A 16512-nucleotide genomic window follows, 5' to 3' on the forward strand; every position below is an offset into this window, starting at 1 on the left:
GGGTCAGGGCCCCTTTTCAGGACGGCCGCCTGGCGCGAGGCTGGCGCCATGAAGATCGCCATCCCCGACCTCGTCTCGCCCTCCTACTTCCCCGCCGAAGCGGCGGTGGAGCTCGGCTGCTTTGCCGCCCATGGGATCGACGCACAGATCGAGCTCATCTCGCCTGTGGAACGCGCTTACGAGGCCATGCGCGACGGGGCGGTGGATCTTGTCGCAGGCTCGGCCCATTCGGCGCTCTCGGCCTTCCCGCGCTGGGCGGGCGCGAAGCTGCTCTGCGCACAGTCGCAGGGCATGTACTGGTTCCTGGTCATGCGCGCCGATCTCGGCGCCAAGCGCGGGGACCTCGAGGTGGTGAAGGGCAAGCGCATCGGCGCTGCGCCCTGGGTCGGAATGGGCCTGCGGCACCTCCTGATCCAGGCCGGCATCGACCCCGTGCGGGACGAGGTCACCATCGCCCCGACGCCGATGTCGCTGGAGCCGCGGGTCAATTTCGGTCTCATGGCCGTGGGCGCCCTTGAGGCCGGCGTGGTGGACGGCTTCTGGGCGAACGGCATGGGCGCGGAGATCGCGGTGAGCCGCGGCGTGGGCACCGTCGTGCTCGACGTGCGCCGCGGCGATGGGCCGGAGGACGCCTTCAACTACACCATGCCGACCATCGCCGCGACAGATCGGCTGATCGCGGAAAGGCCTGAAGCGGCCGAGGCTGCCGTGCGCGCCATCGTGGACGCGCAGAACGTCCTTCGGGCCGATGCGTCACGCGCCCGGGAGGTCGGGGAGAGGCTCTTCCCGGAGGAAGCGGACCGCATCGAGGCGCTGATCCGCCGCGACCTTCCCTTCTACCAGGCGCAGCTGACGCCGGAATTCGTGACCGGCATGAACCGTTTCTCACAGGCCATCGGCATTCTCGACACCGACGTGCCCTATGCGGACGTGGTGGCCGAGCGCATGCGCCCCCTCTGGTAAGCCGCGCCGCGCCCGCTTCAGGCCGCGCGCGATGCGGCCGGTCCGGCGAGGCCGCGGCGCCTGTCGAGCACCCGCATGACCGCGGCGACGATCCCGCGATAACCGGTGCAGCGGCAGAGATTGCCCGAGAGCTCCTCGCGTACCCGCGCCTCGTCGGCATCGGGCAGGCGTAGGACGATGTCGCGCGCCATGACAAGCATCCCCGGCGTGCAGTAGCCGCATTGCAGCGCGTGCTCCGCCGTGAAGGCCTCGCGCAGGGCAGCCATCACGGCATCGCCCTCGAACCCCTCGATCGTGCGCACCGTCGCGCCGTCGCAGGCGCCGGCATGGGTAATGCAGGACCGGGCGGGGGCACCGTCCAGCTCGACCGTGCAGGCGCCGCACACGCCGTGCTCGCAGCCGGTATGGGTGCCCGTCAGCAGCAGCTCGCCGCGCAGGAGATCGGCGAGGTGGCTGCGCGGCTCCGCCAGCAGCTCGACGTTCTCGGCATTGACGGTCATGCGGATGGGCAGGCGGGTCATGCGGTTTCCAGCACCATGGCGGCGGCGCGCTTCAGGGCGGTGCGCGCGAGGGCGGCTCGCCAGGGGCTGAGCCCGGGGACGGCATTGGCGATGCGCGCTGCCTCCGCTTCCGGCGCCGCGAGGAGGGCACTGGCATCGGAGATCACCAGGGGCGCCTCGTCGAGGGCCGCCAGCACCGCGCGCGGCACCTCGCCCGGCACGGCGAGGACGCAGGCCGTCGCCTTCGAGAATTCGCCGGGCTTACGGCAGAACTTCCAATGGCCCCAGCGCGTCTCCGCCGGAAGGGTGGGAAGCTCTATGGCCCGCAGCACCTCGTCCGGCCGTAGCGCCGTCTCCATCAGCCCCATCACGAAATCCGCGAGGGCAATGCGCCGCTCTCCCCCGGGTCCCAGGGCAACGGCGGAGCCACGGAAGGCAGGCAGCACCGCCACCCAGTCGGCCGCCGGATCGGCATGAGCCAAGCTGCCGCCAATTGTGCCGCGGTTGCGCACGGGCCGATAGGCGATGCGCCGCGCAACACCGGCCAGGATCTCACCGAGCCGGCCGGGAACCGCGTCGTCCTCGATGGCGGCATGGGTCGTACCGGCGCCGATGCGGCAGAGCCCGCCCGACAGGGCGACGCCGCCGAAACCCGGAAGGTGGCGCAGATCGGCCACGGCATCCGGCTGGACCACGCGGAGGTTGAGCATAGGACCGATCGACTGCCCGCCGGCGACAGGGCGCGCACCCGATTGCAGCAGCGCCACGGCCGCGCCCCAGTCGGCCGGGCGAGAGTAGGTGAAGGGGGCGGGCTTCATCGGCCGCGGCGCGCCTCTTCCAGCGCCGCCAGCACGCGCTCGGGGCTGGCGGGAAGATCGAAGACCTCCGCCCCGAAGCGGTGCAGCGCGTCGTTGATCGCGTTGACGATGGCGGCGGGCGGCCCGATCGCGCCGCTCTCGCCGAGCCCCTTCTGGCCGAAGCGGGTCCAGGGGCTCGGCGTCTCCATGTGGTCAATGCGGATCCCCGGCACCTCGGTCGCGCCAGGCACGAGGTAATCGGCCAGCGTGCCGGCAAGCGGCTGCCCGGCGGCGTCGAAGGGCATCTCCTCGTAGAGTGCCGTGCCGATGCCCTGGGCGATGCCGCCCAGGACCTGCCCGTCCACGATCATGGGGTTGAGCAGCTTTCCGCCATCCTCCACCACCACATAGTCCTCCAGCACCACCTCGCCCGTGTCCTGGTCGATGCGCGCGATGACGGCGTGGCAGGCATAGGAGTGGGTGCCGGTGTCCGGATCGGGCCGGTAGCCGCCGGTGACCTCGAGCCCGCTCGTGTCCACGTCGCGCGGCAGGTTCTGCGGCCGGCGGTACCAGGTGCGCGCGATCTCATCGAGGGTGACGGTCGCGCCGCCGTCCCGCCGCCGCACCGCGCCGCCCGAAAGCTCGACCTGCCCCGGCTCCGCCTGCAGCAGGAAGGCGCCGATGGCCAGCGCGCGCTCCCCCAGCAGCCGGCAGGCCTCGGCGACGGCCCCGCCGCCCATCACCGCGCCCCGGCTGCCCCAGGTGCCCGTGGAATAGGGCGTCAACGCCGTGTCGCCATGCACCACCCGCACCCGCGCCACGGGGACACCGAGGATTTCGTGCGCCACCTGCGCGAGCGTCGTCTCCATGCCCTGGCCGTGGCTGTGCAGCCCCGTACGGATCTCCAGCACGCCGTCCGGGGAGAACCGCGCCATGGCCTGCTCGTACCCGGGGACGAAGGGAATGCCCCAGCCGTGATAGACGGATGTGCCATGCGCCCCCTGCTCGCAGAAGGTGGCAAGGCCGAAGCCGACGCACTCGCCCTCCGCCTGCCGCTGCGCGAGGCGTTCAAGGTCGAAATGCGCGACCGCGCGGCGCAGCGCCTCCGGGTAGTCGCCGCTGTCGAACACCTTCCCGACGAGGTTGCGGTAGGGCATCGCCTCCGGCGGCACGAGGTTGGCAAGCCGGATGGCCGCGGGGGTCATGCCGAGTTCCCGCGCCAGCGCGTCCAGCGTGGTCTCCATCGCGTAGCAGACACCGGTTCGGGCCACGCCGCGATAGGGCAGGATCGGCGGCTTGTTCGTGCAGGCGGAAACGGTGCGATAGCGGAAGCGCGGCAGGGTGTAGGGGCCGGGAAAGATCGATCCTACCTGCGCGGATTCCAGGCAGGCGCTGAAGGGATAGGAGGAATAGGCGCCGGAATCGACGGTCGCATCGAGCTCCACGCCAAGCAGCCGGCCCTCGCGGTCCGCCCAGGCGGTGACGACATAGTGGTGCTCCCGGCAGTTCGCGCTGGCCGTCAGGTGCTCGAGCCGGTCCTCGATCCAGCGCACCGGCCGGCCGAGACGGATAGCGAGATGGGCGCAGACGATCTCCTCCGGCAGGAGAATGGCCTTGTAGCCGAAGCCGCCACCGACATCGGGCGCCACCACGCGGATGCTCCCCTCGTCCAGCCCCAGCGTCTCCGACAGGCCCGTACGGATGACATGCGGCTGCTGGGTGGAGGTGGTGACGACCAGCTGCTCCAGCCGCGGATCCCACTCGGCCAGCACCCCCCTCCCCTCCATCGGCACCATGCACTGGCGCGCGGTGCGCAGGCGGCGCGTGACCTTGGCCGCCGCGATGCCGTCTAGGCCGGAAAGATCCTCCTCGCGCGAGGTCTCAAGGAAGGCGTTGTCGGGCCAGTGGTCATGGATCAGGGCCGCGCCGGGCTCGCGGGCGGAGAGCATGTCCGCGATGGCCGGCAGCTCCTCGTAATCGAGCGCGCAGGCGGCGGCGAGGTCCTCCGCCGCCGCGCGGCTCGGCGCCACGCAGGCGGCGATCGCCTCCCCGACATGGCGGAGCTTGCCCGATGCGAGAACCGACTGGCCGGAGGCGCGGAAACCCGGCAGGGCCGAGGCTGCGCGGATCGCCCCTACCCCTTCCAGGTCCGCGATGGTGAAGACGCGGCCCTCCGCACCCTCGGGCTTCCCGACGCCGATCAGGCGGGCATGCGCCACCGGGCTGCGGAGAAAGGCCACCTCCAGCATCCCCGCGGGCCGGATATCGCCGACATAGCGGCCGCGCCCGTGCAGGAAGCGAACATCCTCCTTGCGAAGGATGCTCGCACCGACGCCTTCGCGACTCACGCCGCCTCGGCCAGGACAGGACTGGGAAGCACGATGGCGTCCGCGTCGTAGCGCCGGCCGGCGCGCAGGCAGAAGACCGGGCGCAGCAGACGCTCGGCGACAACCTGCGTGCCCTCGTTGTCGGCGAGCAGGAAACGCCCTCGCTCGTCGGAGAGAACCGACACGTCGGCCTCCATTCCCACGCGAAGGCTGCCGATCTCGCCCGTCATCCGCAACATGTCCGCCGGATTGACCGTGACCATGCGGACGACATGGGTGAGATCGATGCCGAGCGCCAGCATGCTGGTCATGGCTGAGGCGAGCGAGAAGTTCTGCTTGCCGGCGAAGAGGTGCATCTCCTCCTTGTCGGGATGCTCGTCCGGCGTCCCGCGCGGCTTGGGCAGGGTCGTGTTGTAGCCGTGCATGTCGGCGCCCAGCGTATCCGGAAGAACCCCGGCCTCCAACACCAGGCGCGCCATCTTGAACGAGAAGTGCGAGCCGTGGCCGACATCGGTCTTGAGCCCGCGGGCCAGGGCCTCCCGCACCACCGGGTGCAGCCTGCCGTGCCGATCGACGAAGCCGCCGGGATGGCGAGTGAAGGGATGGGCCAGGATGTCCCCTTCCCGCATGATCTCCAACATCTCCGGCAGGATGGCGTCGGGGTCGTAGGAGGCCGCGTCCTCCGGCAGTGGCCAGAGCTGGCCGAAATGGATGTAGAGCGGCCGGTCGATCTCGCGCGCGATCTGCGCCGCGCGCCGCATGGCCTCGTCGCCCCAGCGGGTAAAGCCGCCGATCTCCGCGTGGCCCTTGATGCCGCGGACGAGGTCGCCGTTCTCACGCCCGCTGCGGATGGTGTCCTCCACCGCAATGCAGTCCGGCCGATAGAGTTCGGGGTAGTAATGCCCCTCAAGCCCGCCGACCATATAGGCTGAGAGGAAGGCGAGTACGCGGCTGGCGGCGGGCTTGACCACGAATTCGCGGAAGCCCGGGAAGGTCATCAGCGACGGCCCGCCCTGGTCCACGAGCGTGGTCACGCCGGAATGCACGCCGACCATGTCCGCCTCCAGCCCAAAGCGGCCGGTGACGTAGCGATAGACATGCGCGTGGGTGTCGATCATCCCCGGCAGCACGAGTCGGCCAGTGACATCGATCACGGACTTCGCCGGGCCCGGCAGGCTCGGGCCGATGGCTGCGATGCGGCCGCCGCGAACCGCCACGTCGGCGATCCCGTCCAGGCCTTGCGCAGGGTCGATCACGCGCCCGCCGCGCAGGACGGTGTCGTAGGGCCCCAACTCCGCGAAATCCATCCCCGCCTCCTCGTTCCGGCTGATACCAGCAGGCATCGCGGCAAGGCTTGTGCCACAGCCCTCGGCGCGCGGGAAACAAGGGATTGGCGGCGCTTCACGAGAAATAGGTGGGTACAGGCACATTTCTTCGGCGGATTGGCGCAGCATCGCCCAAGTTTTGGGCGACCAGCCCTGCCAAGCCTCCGCCGCAGCCGCTCCGATTGCTGGCATGGCACTTGCTGCCTGGCGGTTGCACGCCGCCGACGAAAGGCCGCCTCCGCATGAAACGGTCCCAATTTCTCCATCACATGGCGGCGCTGCCGCTGCTGGCCGCTGGCCTCGCTTCGGGACGCGCCCGGGCACAGGCGACGCCGCTCCGCTTCGCCTGGGACTGGGCACCGCAGGGCTACCACGCGATCTGGGCCATGGCGGAGGAGCGCGGCCTATTCCGCGACGCCGGGCTGCGGGTGCAGATGGACCGCGGCTACGGCTCCGGCGACACCATCACGAAGGTCGCGACCGGCGCCTATGACATCGGCTTCGCCGACATCAACGCCCTCGTGCTGTTCAACGCGCGCAACCCGCAGCAGCGGGTGATCGCCGTGAGCATGGTCTTCGACAACAACCCGGCGGCCGTGGTCACGCTGCGCCGCACCGGGATCAAGGCAGCAGCCGACCTGCGCGGCAAGAACCTGGGCGCGCCGGAAGGGGAGTCCAGCCGCGTGCTCTTCCCCGTCTATGCCCGCGCCGCCGGCCTTGATCCCGCTGCCGTGCGCTGGACGTCCATGACGGCCAATCTACGCGAAACCATGCTGGCGACGGGCCAGGTGGATGCCATCACAGGCTTGCAGATGGCCGCCGTCTTCAGCCTGCGCGCCGCCGGCGTAGCGGCCGAGGACATCGTCGTGCTGCCCTATTCCGACGCAGGCGTGGACCTCTACGGACACGGCATCATCACCTCCGCCGCCTTCGCGCAGCGCAACCCCGAGGCGGTGCGCGCCTTCGTCCGTGCGTCCATCGGGGGCCTGCGCGCGGCCCTGGCCGATCCCGCGGCGGGCATGGCCGCGATGAAGAAGCGCGAGCCGCTCTTCGACGAGAAGCTGGAACTGGAGCGCTTCGCCATGGCGCGCGATGTGGCGATCATGACCAGCAATGTTCGCCGCACCGGCTTCGGCGCGCTGGAACTCGATCGGATGCGGCGCGTGGCCGCCGTCAACACCGAGGTCAACCGCATCGCGAACCCGCCCGCGGCCGAGACGCTGTTCTCCACCGATTTCCTGCCGCCCCAAGTCGAGCGCATGCCGTGAGCGACGCGCCGCTGCAGGGCCGCGTCGCGCTGGTGACGGGGGGGGCCGCTGGGATCGGCTTCGCCCTCGCCAGCGGCCTCGGCCGGCGCGGTGCGGCGGTGGTCATCGCCGACCTGCAAGGGGCGGAGGACGCGGCCGCGCGGCTCCGTGCGGAGGGGCTCCAGGCCCAGGGCATCGGCGGCGACGTGACCTCGGAGGAAGCGGTTTCCGCCATGGTCGGCGCGGCGGAGCACGATTTCGGCGGGCTCGACATCCTCGTGAACAACGCCGGGATCTACGCGAGCCTGACGCCGAAGCCCTTCGACGAACTGAACCTGGCGGAGTGGCGCCGCGTGCTCGACGTCAACGTAATCGGCACATTCCTCTGCTGCCGCGGCGTGCTGCCGGCCATGCAGCGGCGCGGCGGCGGGCGCATCGTCAACATCAGCTCCGGCGTGGCCTTCAAGGGCAACCCCTACATGGCGCATTACGTCGCCAGCAAGGGCGCGGTGGTGTCCCTCACCCGCGCGCTCGCGACCGAGATGGGGCGCCACGCCGTGCTCGTGAACAGCGTCGCGCCGGGCTTTACGCTCAGCGAGAACGTGCTGCGTAACCCGATGCTGGTTGCGGGGGTGAAGGAGCCCTCCCTCCGTAACCGCGTGCTCGGGCGCGACATGGTGCCGGACGACCTCGTCGGCGCCGTCTGCTTCTTTGCCGGCCCGGACGCCGCCTTCATCACCGGCCAGACGCTGGTGGTCGATGGCGGCGCCTATTACCACTAGAGGAGCGCGCATGTCGGACATCCCGGTCATAGACCTGTCCGAAGCCCTTGCCGGCGATCCCGCAGCCCGACTTCGGACTGGGTGCGAGATGGATCACACCTGCCGCGAGATCGGCTTCTTCACCATCACCGGGCACGGGGTTCCCGCCGCCGTGATGGACAACCTGCGCGACACCGCCAACGCCTTCTTCGCCCTGCCGCTCGCGGAGAAGCTGCGGGCGGTGCACCCGGTGAAGGGCACGCCCCGCGGCTACATCGCTCTCGGCGTCGAGGCGCTCTCGCACGGCAATGCCATCGAGACGCCGCCTGACCTGAAGGAGTACTACCACTTCGGGCGCGAGCGCTGGCCGGACGAGCCCTACTACACCTCCGCTGAAGGGCAGCGCTATTTCCGTCCGAACCTGTGGCCGGAGCACCCCCCAGGCTTTGCCGCCGCAGCCGCCGCCTACTACGCGGAGATGGAGAGCCTGACCGTCGAGATGATGCGTCTCGCGGCATTGGGTCTTGGCATCCCCGAGCACTTCTTCGACGGCAAGATCGACCGCCATATCACGGCGATGCGTTTGAACCACTACCCGGAGCAGCTCACCGCACCCGCCCCCGGCCAGCTTCGCGCTGGCGCGCATACCGATTACGGCCTGCTGACCATCCTCAATGGCGAGAACGTGCCGGGCGGCCTCCAGGCGCAGACCCGCGACGGCCGCTGGCTGGATGTCGAGACCGACCCGCGCAGCTTCGTCGTGAATATCGGCGACCTGCTGATGCGCTGGACGAACGACCGCTGGGTATCCAACGTCCACCGCGTCGTGAACCCGCCGGACAGCGAGGCCGCGCGCAGCCGCCGCCTGTCGATCGCTTTCTTTCACCACCCGAATTACGACGCCTCCATCGAGTGCATCGCGCCGCCAGGTGCCGCGAAATACCCGCCGGTGCTCTCCGGTGCCTACCGGGACGAGAAATACCGCCAGACCCGTGTCGCTGCCGCCTGACCCCGAAAGAGGAGCCACCCGCATGCTGACGAGACGCACAACCCTGCTGTCGGGCCTTGCCCTTCCGGCGCTGCATCGGGCCGCACTCGCGGCCGATCCGATCAAGATCGGCATGACGCAGCCGCTTACCGGCTCCGTTGCGGCCTCCGGCAACTATGTCGCCAACGGCGCGAAGATCGCGGTGGAGGTGCTGAACCGCCAGGGGGGCGTGCTCGGCGCGCCTATCCAGCTCATCCTCGAGGATAACAAGTCCAACCCGCGCGAGGCGGTCGCGGCCGCGGAGAAGCTCGTGCTGCGGGACAAGGTGCCCGTGCTGATCGGCGCCTGGAGCTCCACCTTCACGCTTTCCATCATGCCGAAGCTGCTCGAGTACAAGGTGCCGATGGTCGTCGAGACTTCTTCGGCCGAGCGCATCACCACCTCCGGCAACCCCTATGTCTTCCGCATCGCCCCGACCTCGGAGATGGAGGCGGTGGCCTTCGCCGAGCAGCTGGGCAAGTTCAGCCCGGCCATCCGGAAGATCGACTTTCTCTCCGTCAACAACGATTTTGGCCGCGGCGCCGCCGAGAAGTTCACCAAGGCGCTCTCCGCCAAAGGTATTACCATCGGCCGCACCGAGACGATGACACCGGAGGCAACCGATCTTTCCGCACAGCTCACCGCCCTCAAGCAGTCGGACGGCGACACGATCTTCCTGACCACGGGCGTGGAGCAGCAAACGCTCGCCCTGCGCCAGGCTGTGGAGCAGCGCCTGGGCAAACGCTTCGTTACTACCGGCGGCTCCTTCCCCGACGCGTTGCTGGCGAACCCGCTGCCAGCGGGCAATATGAGCTACCACATCCTCTTCTACGCGCCGTGGTTCCCCGAGAAGGCGCCCCACCCGCAGATCGCCCAGGCCTATACGGCCGAGTGGAACAGGAACAACTGGGAGTTCGCCGGCCTGACCGAGGGCTTCCGCGGCTACGACGCGGTGCTGACGGTGGTGGAAGCGATCCGCCTCGCTGGCAAGGCGGAGCCAGAGGCGATCCGTGAGGCCCTCTGGAAGGTGAAGCTGCAGGGCGTAAATGGCAACATCAGCTTCACCAAGGAGGGGCCGGCGGGCCGTGAGAGCGGGCAGAACAAGCCCAATGTCGCGATCGTCACCCTCTCCGAAGGCAAGACCGGGCAGCTCTGACCGGCATGCAGCAAGCGCTCCAGCACCTCGTCAACGGCACCATCCTCGGCGGCACCTACGCACTGCTGGGGATCGGGCTGACGCTGATCTTCGGCGTTATGCGGGTCGTGAACTTCACCCATGGCGAGCTCTACGCCTTCGGTGCCTACATGGCCTATGGTCTGGTGGCGCTGCTGCGGCTGGATTTCTACCTATCTCTTCTTCTTGCCACGCTGCTCGGCACTGCCCTCGGCGCGGCAATCGAACTTCTCCTGCTCCGGCCGCTCCGCCGCGCCGACATCGATTCCGTCATGCTGGCGATGATCGGCGCCGCGCTGGTCCTGCAGAACGCGAACATGTGGGCCTGGGGCGGCGTGGCGAAGCTGGTGCCCAGCCCTTTCGCCGGCACGCCGCTGGTTTTCGGCCCTGTCTCGGTGATGCCGCTGCGGCTTTTCGTGCTGGGTATTTCCTGCGCGCTGCTCGTCGGCTTCTGGCTGCTGCTGGAGCGCACCCGCGCTGGGATCGCCATGCGCGCCACCTTCCAGGATGCGGAGACGGCGTCGCTGATGGGCGTGCGTGTCGGCTGGGTGAGCACGGCGACCTTCGCCATCGGTTCGGGCCTTGCCGCCGCGGCGGGCGCGCTGCTCGGGCCGGTCTTCATGGTCTCGCCCACTATGGGCGACCTCGTGGGACTGAAGGCTTTTGCGATCGTCATCCTGGGCGGGCTGGGCAACCTCCCCGGCGCCGTGATCGGCGGCTTTGCCCTCGGCTACGTCGAAGAATTCGGCGGTGGCTTCCTCTCGACCGAATACCGCGACGCCTTCGGCTTCCTCCTCATCATCCTCGTCCTCGCCGTCCGGCCGCAGGGGTTGGTGGCGTTGAAGGAGCGCGTGGGTTGAGCGCGCTGCTGGGCTGGGGCTTCGTCGCTGCCATGGCGGCGCTGCCGCTGGTCATGCCCGATCCGTACCTGCTGGCGGTGCTCACCTCCGCCGGCATCTTCATCATCGGCGCGATCAGCCTTAACCTGCTGCTCGGCTATACCGGCCAGCTCAGCCTCGGCCATGCCGCCTTCTTCGGCCTCGGCGCTTATGCCAGCGCGCTGACCTCCCTCGGCTTTGATATCGGCATCGGGTTCGGCCACCGTCTGCGGCTGGAACCGCAGCCGGTGGCCGTCGGCTTCCTGGCGGCCATCCTCGTCTCGGGGTGCTTTGGCTGGCTGCTCGGACGGCTCGCCTTCCGCATCCGGGGCGCCTATTTCGTTATCATCACGATCTGCTTCGCGCAGGTGCTGCGCATGGTGGCGCTCAACTGGGTTGAGCTCACCCAGGGGCCTATGGCGCTGGTCGGCATCCCGCCGTTCGCGCTCTGGCTGCCCGGCCGGGGCGTGGTGGAGCTCTACGCGAAGAACCAGACCTACTGGCTTGTCCTTGGCGTGGCGGTGCTGGCCTTCCTCGTGGTCCGGCAGATCGTACATTCCCGCATCGGCCGTGCCCTGGTCGCGTTGCGCGAGAACGAGACACTGGCCCGCTCCGTCGGTATCCGCGTGACGCATTACCTGGTCATCGCGACCGTGGTCTCGGCGGCCATCGCCGGTGCGGCCGGCAGCCTTTTTGCGCACTATGTCCGCATCGTGGACCCGGACGTCTTCCTGTTCATCTACACCGTGACGATGGTCATCATGGTCATCACCGGTGGCAAGGGCACGCTCTGGGGACCGGTGGTGGGCGGGCTGATCTTCGGCCCCCTTCCCGACATGCTGCGCGGATCAGCACCGCCTGAGGCGCAGTGGATCGCCTACGGGCTCGCGATGATCCTGCTGGTCATGTTCCTGCCGCGCGGCATCGTGCCGGCCGTGGCCGGCTGGCTGCCCGCCCGCCGCGCCGCGGCCCCCCTCCCGGCCCCGGCGCCCAGCCCCGTGCAGGGAGGCGCCGGATGAACCCGCCGCTGCTGGCCGTCGAGCACGTCATGATCCGGATCGGCGGCCTCGTGGCCGTCTCGGATCTCAGCTTCATGGTGGAGCGGGGGCAGGTCGTCAGCCTTATCGGCCCAAACGGCGCCGGGAAGACCACGGCCTTCAACGCCATCACGGGCTACCTGCGGCCGCGCCAGGGCTCCATCCACTTCGAGGGGCAGGAGATCACCGGCCTCACACCCGAGCGCATCGCCGCCCTCGGCCTCGTGCGCAGCTTCCAGCGTACGAGCATCTTCGGCAGTTCCACCGTTTTCGACAACGCGCTGATGGCCCTGCACCTGCGCGGCAGAGCCGGGTTGCTCGCCGCCTTCCTCCCCTTCTCCACCCAGCAGGAGGAGGAGCGGCTGCGCGAGGAGGCGATGACCATGCTCGGCTTCGTGGGCCTGCTCGGGCGTGCCGGAGCGAGGGCAGACTCCCTCGCCTATGGCGAGCAGCGCCGGCTCGGCATCGCCCTCGCGGCGGCCGCCACGCCGCGGCTCCTGCTGCTGGACGAGCCCGCCGCCGGCCTGAACCCGTCGGAAACAGCCGAATGCATGGCGCTCATCCGCCAGCTCCGGGACCGCGGCACCACCATTCTGCTCGTCGAGCACGACATGGCCATGGTGATGCGCATCTCCGACCGCATCGTGGTGCTGAACCAGGGCCGGATCATCGCCGACGGCCCACCGGAGGCCATTCGCCGCGACCCGGAGGTGATCCGCGCCTATCTCGGCAGCGCGCCGCAGGGAGGCGCCCATGCTGCGGCTTGAGAATGTCTCCGTCGCCTATGGCCGCGTCGCGGCGCTGAAGGGCGTGTCGCTCGAACTGCGCGAGGGCGAGCTGATCAGCCTCATCGGCGCGAACGGCGCGGGCAAGTCCACGACCCTCAAGACGATCAGCGGCCTGCTCAAGCCCCTCTCAGGCCGCATCACCTGGGATGGCGAGCCCATCGCCGGCCTGCCGCCGCGCGAGATCCTGCGCCGCGGCATCGCGCACTGCCCGGAAGGGCGCCGTGTCTTCCCGCATCTTACCGTGCGCGAGAACCTGGCGATGGGCGCGCTGCTACGCCAGGACGGCGCCGGCATCGCGTCGGATCTGGACGCTATGTACCACCGCTTCCCCCGCCTGAAGGAACGTGCGGGCCAGGCGGCCGGTACGCTGTCCGGCGGCGAGCAGCAGATGCTCGCCATCGCCCGTGCGCTGATGTCCCGCCCGCGCCTCGTGATGTTCGACGAGCCCTCGCTCGGCCTCGCGCCTAATCTGGTCGAGCAGGTCTTCAGGATTGTCGAGGAGGTTCGCCTCCAGGGCCTGATGGTGCTGATGGTGGAGCAGAACGCTCTCGCCGCGCTCAGCCTCTGCGACCGCGCCTATCTCATGGAAACCGGCTGCGTCGTGCGCTCGGGCACGGGCGCCGAACTGCTGGACAGCGGCGACGTGCGCGACGCCTATCTGGGCGGCCGGGCCTTCGCGGCCTGAAAGGAAGCACCCGATGACCGACAGCACCGCCTGGCGCAGCTGGGACCGCGCGACGCTGAGCGCCGCCTACAACAACAACGCCGCCGTGCCGAGCGGCAGCGAGATGGTAGCCGGCTGGGCCGCCGCCTCCGCTGCCCTGCGCGCCCATCACCCGGCGGGCCTGGACCAGCTCTACGGCACCACGCCGCGCCAGGGCTGGGATCTCTTCCCCGCGGCCCGCGCCGATGCGCCCTGCCTCGTCTTCATCCATGGCGGCTACTGGCAGAAGAACAGCCGGGAGGGCTTCTCCTGCATCATCGAGGGGGCACTGGCCAAGGGATGGTCGGCCGCGCTGCCCAGCCACACCCTCGCGCCCGAGGCGGGCATGACCGCCATCGTCGAGGAGATGCGCGCGGCCATGGACTGGCTAGGAACGCAAGGCCGTTCCCGCGGCATCGCCGGCCCAGTGATCCTCTCGGGCTGGTCCGCCGGCGGGCACCTGACGGCGCTGCTGGCCGACCACCCCCTCGTCCGCGCCGCCCTCCCCATCTCCGCCATCTTCGACCTCGCGCCCATCCAGGGAACAGGGTTGAACGACGCGCTGAAGCTGACCGAGGCGGAGATCGAGGCCTTCTCTCCGCAGCGGCTTGCCCTCGTGCAAAAACCCATGGCGGTCGCCTATGGCGCGGCGGAGCTGCCGGAGCTGTGCCGGCAATCCGTGGAGTTCCACGCGCGCCGCGCCGCCGGCGGCGCCCCCGGGCCGCTGCTCGCCGTGAAGGGCGCCAACCATTTCAGCATCCTCGATGCCCTTCGCCAGCCGGAGGGCGAGCTGCTGCACGCGGCGGAGGCGCTGCTGCGGGGCTGAGCGCGGAGCCCCTGCCCTGCCGCACCAGTCAGCGTATCCTGGGCGGTGGGGCGCCGACGGTGGCGTGGCGATCCACCAGCTCCTGCAGCATGCGGAGCAGCGCACCCCGGCGGCGTTCCGGCAGCGGTTCCACCAGCCGCTCATGCGCGCGATGGACGCTCTCCTGCATCGCCTCGAAGACTTTAATGCCCTTGCGGGTGAGGAACAGCGTCCTTGCCCGCCGGTCCAGCCCGGTCTTACGGCGCAGCAGCCCCGCCGCTTCCACGCGGCGCACGACATCGGCCGTGGTAAAGCGGTCCAGGCGGAGCCCGGCGGCGGCCACCCCCTGCTCGATGCCCGGCGTTTCCATCAGCAGGGTCAGCAGGCTGTACTGCACGGGCGTGACGCCGAAGCCCGCCGTCTCCTCCTGGAACATGGCCGAATGGACCTGATGAAGCCGGCGGATGAGGACGCCGGGCCGCTGCATCAGCGCCGCGCCCGGATCCCGGACGGAAGCCTCCGGCTTCACGGCATGGCCGGGCCGCTTGCGCGCCATGGGCGCCTTGGCATCGTGGGGCGCGACCATAGGGGAACCACTCCTCCGAGCAGGGCCTGACCGGCCACAGGCCCCCGATCGGGGGCGCGGCGATTTAGGCCGTCGGACCGCCAGCAGCAATCTCCATGGCCACAAGCGTCCGCGCGTCGACCGCCGCTCTGCATTTCGGCTAAGCGGTGAAGCCTCCCAGGCCTCCCGTGCCTTGGCAAAGAAGAGGCGGCACACGCCTAGGGGGGAGCGAGGCTTGAGAAAGGCGACCTGTGCTGTTCAGGCCTGGACCAGGCAGCGACAGGACCGCCGTGTGGTGATGGCCCTGTTCCTGGCCACTTGCGCGCTCGCACCGCTGGCGGCCCGTGCGCAGCCCGACGAACCTCTCCGCATCCTTCCCGCAAATGTCGGCACCTTGCGCCCGGTTGTCACCCTGCCCACGGAAAGCCCCCAGCCCCATAGAGCGGCACCTGTGGCGGCGGGCGGCACGCTTCTCGCCCTGACGCCATTTCCGCATACGCTCCTGGCAATCGACCCGGCCTCGCCCGCCTCGCCGGTCCGCTGGCGCCTCACCCCGAGGCGGATGGGCAGGCGAGCGGCCTCTCCTGCTGCAGGGCCGCGGGCGGGGTGACGGCGGTGGAGGGCAGCACGCTGGTCACCACCCTCGACGGCCACCTCATCTCCATCGAGGCGGGCTGCGGGCGCGTGGCCTGGGACATGCGCGCGGCCGATCCGGACCAGGGCGAGACCTTCTCCTCCGCGCCGCTGGTGGTCGGCGACCGTGTCTTCCTCGGCAATGGCGGCGACGACAACGGCGCGCGTGGATGGATCGAGGCGCGGGAGTTAGCCACCGGCCGCCCGATCTGGCGGCGCTACAGCACCGGGCCGGACGGGGAGGTGGGGTACGGAGATAGGACCAGAGATCACGCAGATCCTCCGGACGCATGCGCGGGTAAGCGACGTAAGGGAGAGCCGGATAGTAATGGATGCCCCTGATGGGCGAGACGCCTGAGGCAAGGGCATTCGCCAAGTCTATGCCGCGTGACCCTGCCCCCGTGAATGCCCTCGTCCTGAGCTAGGGTCCGTCGAAGGGAGACGGACGATGAAGCAATCAAGGTTTACGCAGGAGGGGATTATTGGCGTGCTGAAGGAGCATCAGGGGGGCGTGGCAGCGCCTGATCTGTGCCGCAAGCACGGGATCAGTGAGGCGACGTTCTACACGTGGCAGTCCAAATACGGCGGGATGGACGTGTCGAATGCGCGCAAGCTGAAGGGGCTTGAGGAGGAGAACGCCAAGCTTAAGAAGCTTTTAAAGCACGAACCCCACCGACCTTATAGGTGGGTGGGGTGTGATGTGACGTTCTGGTCTGGTGGTCTGGCGCCGACCGACTCTCCCGTGTCTTAGGACACAGTACCATAGGCGCGGGGTGGTTTCACGGCCGAGTTCGGGATGGGATCGGGTGTGTCACACTCGCTATAGGCACCAGGCCACCGGGCCAGAACGTCTGATAGTTTTTCCTCCTTTATGGGGAGGGGGATGGTTTGGTGAGGGTTGCGTGTTGGTGCTGCGTGCGGCGAGGCTTTAGGCCTCACGCGGTGTGGGGGATGAGTTCGATCGGGCGATTAGGACCGCTCG

Annotated in this window: 16 protein-coding genes, 1 rRNA gene and 1 pseudogene; 12 read left to right on the forward strand and 6 right to left on the reverse strand. The window is 69.5% G+C overall.

The genetic code is table 11. The features are described from left to right. Nucleotides 1-48: 48 nt before the first annotated feature. On the forward strand, nucleotides 49-963 hold the full coding sequence (locus BO39_RS22070; RefSeq protein WP_043837559.1) for an ABC transporter substrate-binding protein: 915 nt from the start codon (nucleotides 49-51) through the stop codon (nucleotides 961-963). Nucleotides 964-980: 17 nt separating this feature from the next. On the opposite strand, the gene BO39_RS22075 is transcribed toward BO39_RS22070, so the two are convergent. The 4 genes from BO39_RS22075 to BO39_RS22090 are packed head-to-tail and all read right to left on the reverse strand — an operon-like array spanning nucleotide 981 to nucleotide 5894. Then, the gene (locus BO39_RS22075) at nucleotides 981-1484 is read right to left on the reverse strand and encodes a (2Fe-2S)-binding protein (RefSeq protein ID WP_043837561.1); all 504 of its coding nucleotides are present in this window, start codon (nucleotides 1482-1484) and stop codon (nucleotides 981-983) included. Next, nucleotides 1481-2281 (reverse strand): FAD binding domain-containing protein, encoded by an 801-nt coding sequence (locus tag BO39_RS22080; protein ID WP_052402447.1) that lies wholly within the window; start codon nucleotides 2279-2281, stop codon nucleotides 1481-1483. The genes BO39_RS22075 and BO39_RS22080 overlap by 4 nt, the downstream gene beginning before the upstream one ends. Further along, nucleotides 2278-4608, reverse strand: a complete 2331-nt coding sequence (locus BO39_RS22085; RefSeq protein ID WP_043837563.1) for a xanthine dehydrogenase family protein molybdopterin-binding subunit — start codon at nucleotides 4606-4608, stop codon at nucleotides 2278-2280. The genes BO39_RS22080 and BO39_RS22085 overlap by 4 nt, the downstream gene beginning before the upstream one ends. Continuing rightward, on the reverse strand, nucleotides 4605-5894 hold the full coding sequence (locus BO39_RS22090; protein WP_043837565.1) for an amidohydrolase/deacetylase family metallohydrolase: 1290 nt from the start codon (nucleotides 5892-5894) through the stop codon (nucleotides 4605-4607). The genes BO39_RS22085 and BO39_RS22090 overlap by 4 nt, the downstream gene beginning before the upstream one ends. 260 nt (nucleotides 5895-6154) lie before the next feature. Between BO39_RS22090 and BO39_RS22095 the strand changes: the two genes are divergently transcribed. From BO39_RS22095 to BO39_RS22135, 9 genes are read left to right on the forward strand one after another with little or no spacing between them, the layout of a single operon-like run. Further along, on the forward strand, nucleotides 6155-7180 hold the full coding sequence (locus BO39_RS22095) for an ABC transporter substrate-binding protein (RefSeq protein WP_043837567.1): 1026 nt from the start codon (nucleotides 6155-6157) through the stop codon (nucleotides 7178-7180). After that, a complete protein-coding gene (locus BO39_RS22100) occupies nucleotides 7177-7941 on the forward strand; it encodes an SDR family NAD(P)-dependent oxidoreductase (RefSeq protein WP_043837568.1) in 765 nt (254 codons plus the stop codon). Before BO39_RS22095 ends, BO39_RS22100 begins: the two co-directional genes overlap by 4 nt. A 10-nt stretch (nucleotides 7942-7951) precedes the next feature. Then, entirely contained in the window at nucleotides 7952-8929 is a 978-nt protein-coding gene (locus BO39_RS22105) for an isopenicillin N synthase family dioxygenase (protein WP_043837569.1), read from the forward strand. 22 nt (nucleotides 8930-8951) lie between these two features. Then, nucleotides 8952-10103, forward strand: a complete 1152-nt coding sequence (locus BO39_RS22110) for an ABC transporter substrate-binding protein (protein WP_052402448.1) — start codon at nucleotides 8952-8954, stop codon at nucleotides 10101-10103. Between the two features lie 5 nt (nucleotides 10104-10108). After that, nucleotides 10109-10981, forward strand: a complete 873-nt coding sequence (locus tag BO39_RS22115) for a branched-chain amino acid ABC transporter permease (RefSeq protein ID WP_043837573.1) — start codon at nucleotides 10109-10111, stop codon at nucleotides 10979-10981. Next, nucleotides 10978-12018, forward strand: a complete 1041-nt coding sequence (locus BO39_RS22120; RefSeq protein ID WP_043837575.1) for a branched-chain amino acid ABC transporter permease — start codon at nucleotides 10978-10980, stop codon at nucleotides 12016-12018. Before BO39_RS22115 ends, BO39_RS22120 begins: the two co-directional genes overlap by 4 nt. After that, nucleotides 12015-12803 (forward strand): ABC transporter ATP-binding protein, encoded by a 789-nt coding sequence (locus BO39_RS22125; protein WP_043837577.1) that lies wholly within the window; start codon nucleotides 12015-12017, stop codon nucleotides 12801-12803. Before BO39_RS22120 ends, BO39_RS22125 begins: the two co-directional genes overlap by 4 nt. After that, nucleotides 12790-13509: an ABC transporter ATP-binding protein gene (locus BO39_RS22130; protein ID WP_043837579.1), complete on the forward strand. Its 720-nt coding sequence runs from the start codon at nucleotides 12790-12792 to the stop codon at nucleotides 13507-13509. Before BO39_RS22125 ends, BO39_RS22130 begins: the two co-directional genes overlap by 14 nt. 13 nt (nucleotides 13510-13522) lie before the next feature. Further along, nucleotides 13523-14353 carry an alpha/beta hydrolase gene (locus BO39_RS22135; RefSeq protein ID WP_043837582.1) on the forward strand — a complete coding sequence of 277 codons (831 nt, stop codon included), beginning with the start codon at nucleotides 13523-13525 and terminating at the stop codon, nucleotides 14351-14353. Between the two features lie 28 nt (nucleotides 14354-14381). On the opposite strand, the gene BO39_RS22140 is transcribed toward BO39_RS22135, so the two are convergent. Next, nucleotides 14382-14918, reverse strand: coding sequence for a MarR family winged helix-turn-helix transcriptional regulator (locus BO39_RS22140; RefSeq protein WP_052402449.1), 537 nt, complete (start codon nucleotides 14916-14918; stop codon nucleotides 14382-14384). 585 nt (nucleotides 14919-15503) lie between these two features. Between BO39_RS22140 and BO39_RS22145 the strand changes: the two genes are divergently transcribed. Then, on the forward strand, nucleotides 15504-15872 hold the full coding sequence (locus BO39_RS22145) for an outer membrane protein assembly factor BamB family protein (protein ID WP_043837584.1): 369 nt from the start codon (nucleotides 15504-15506) through the stop codon (nucleotides 15870-15872). Nucleotides 15873-15978: 106 nt separating this feature from the next. Next, nucleotides 15979-16188: pseudogene (locus BO39_RS30315) on the forward strand (transposase); the annotation flags it as partial. A 61-nt stretch (nucleotides 16189-16249) separates the two neighbouring features. Here the strand turns inward: BO39_RS30315 and rrf are convergent. Next, a 5S ribosomal RNA gene (gene rrf, locus BO39_RS22150) occupies nucleotides 16250-16364 on the reverse strand. Nucleotides 16365-16512 lie beyond the last annotated feature (148 nt).

The sequence above is a fragment of the Roseomonas aerilata DSM 19363 genome (assembly GCF_000711725.1).
Taxonomy (GTDB): Bacteria; Pseudomonadota; Alphaproteobacteria; order Acetobacterales; family Acetobacteraceae; genus Roseomonas; species Roseomonas aerilata.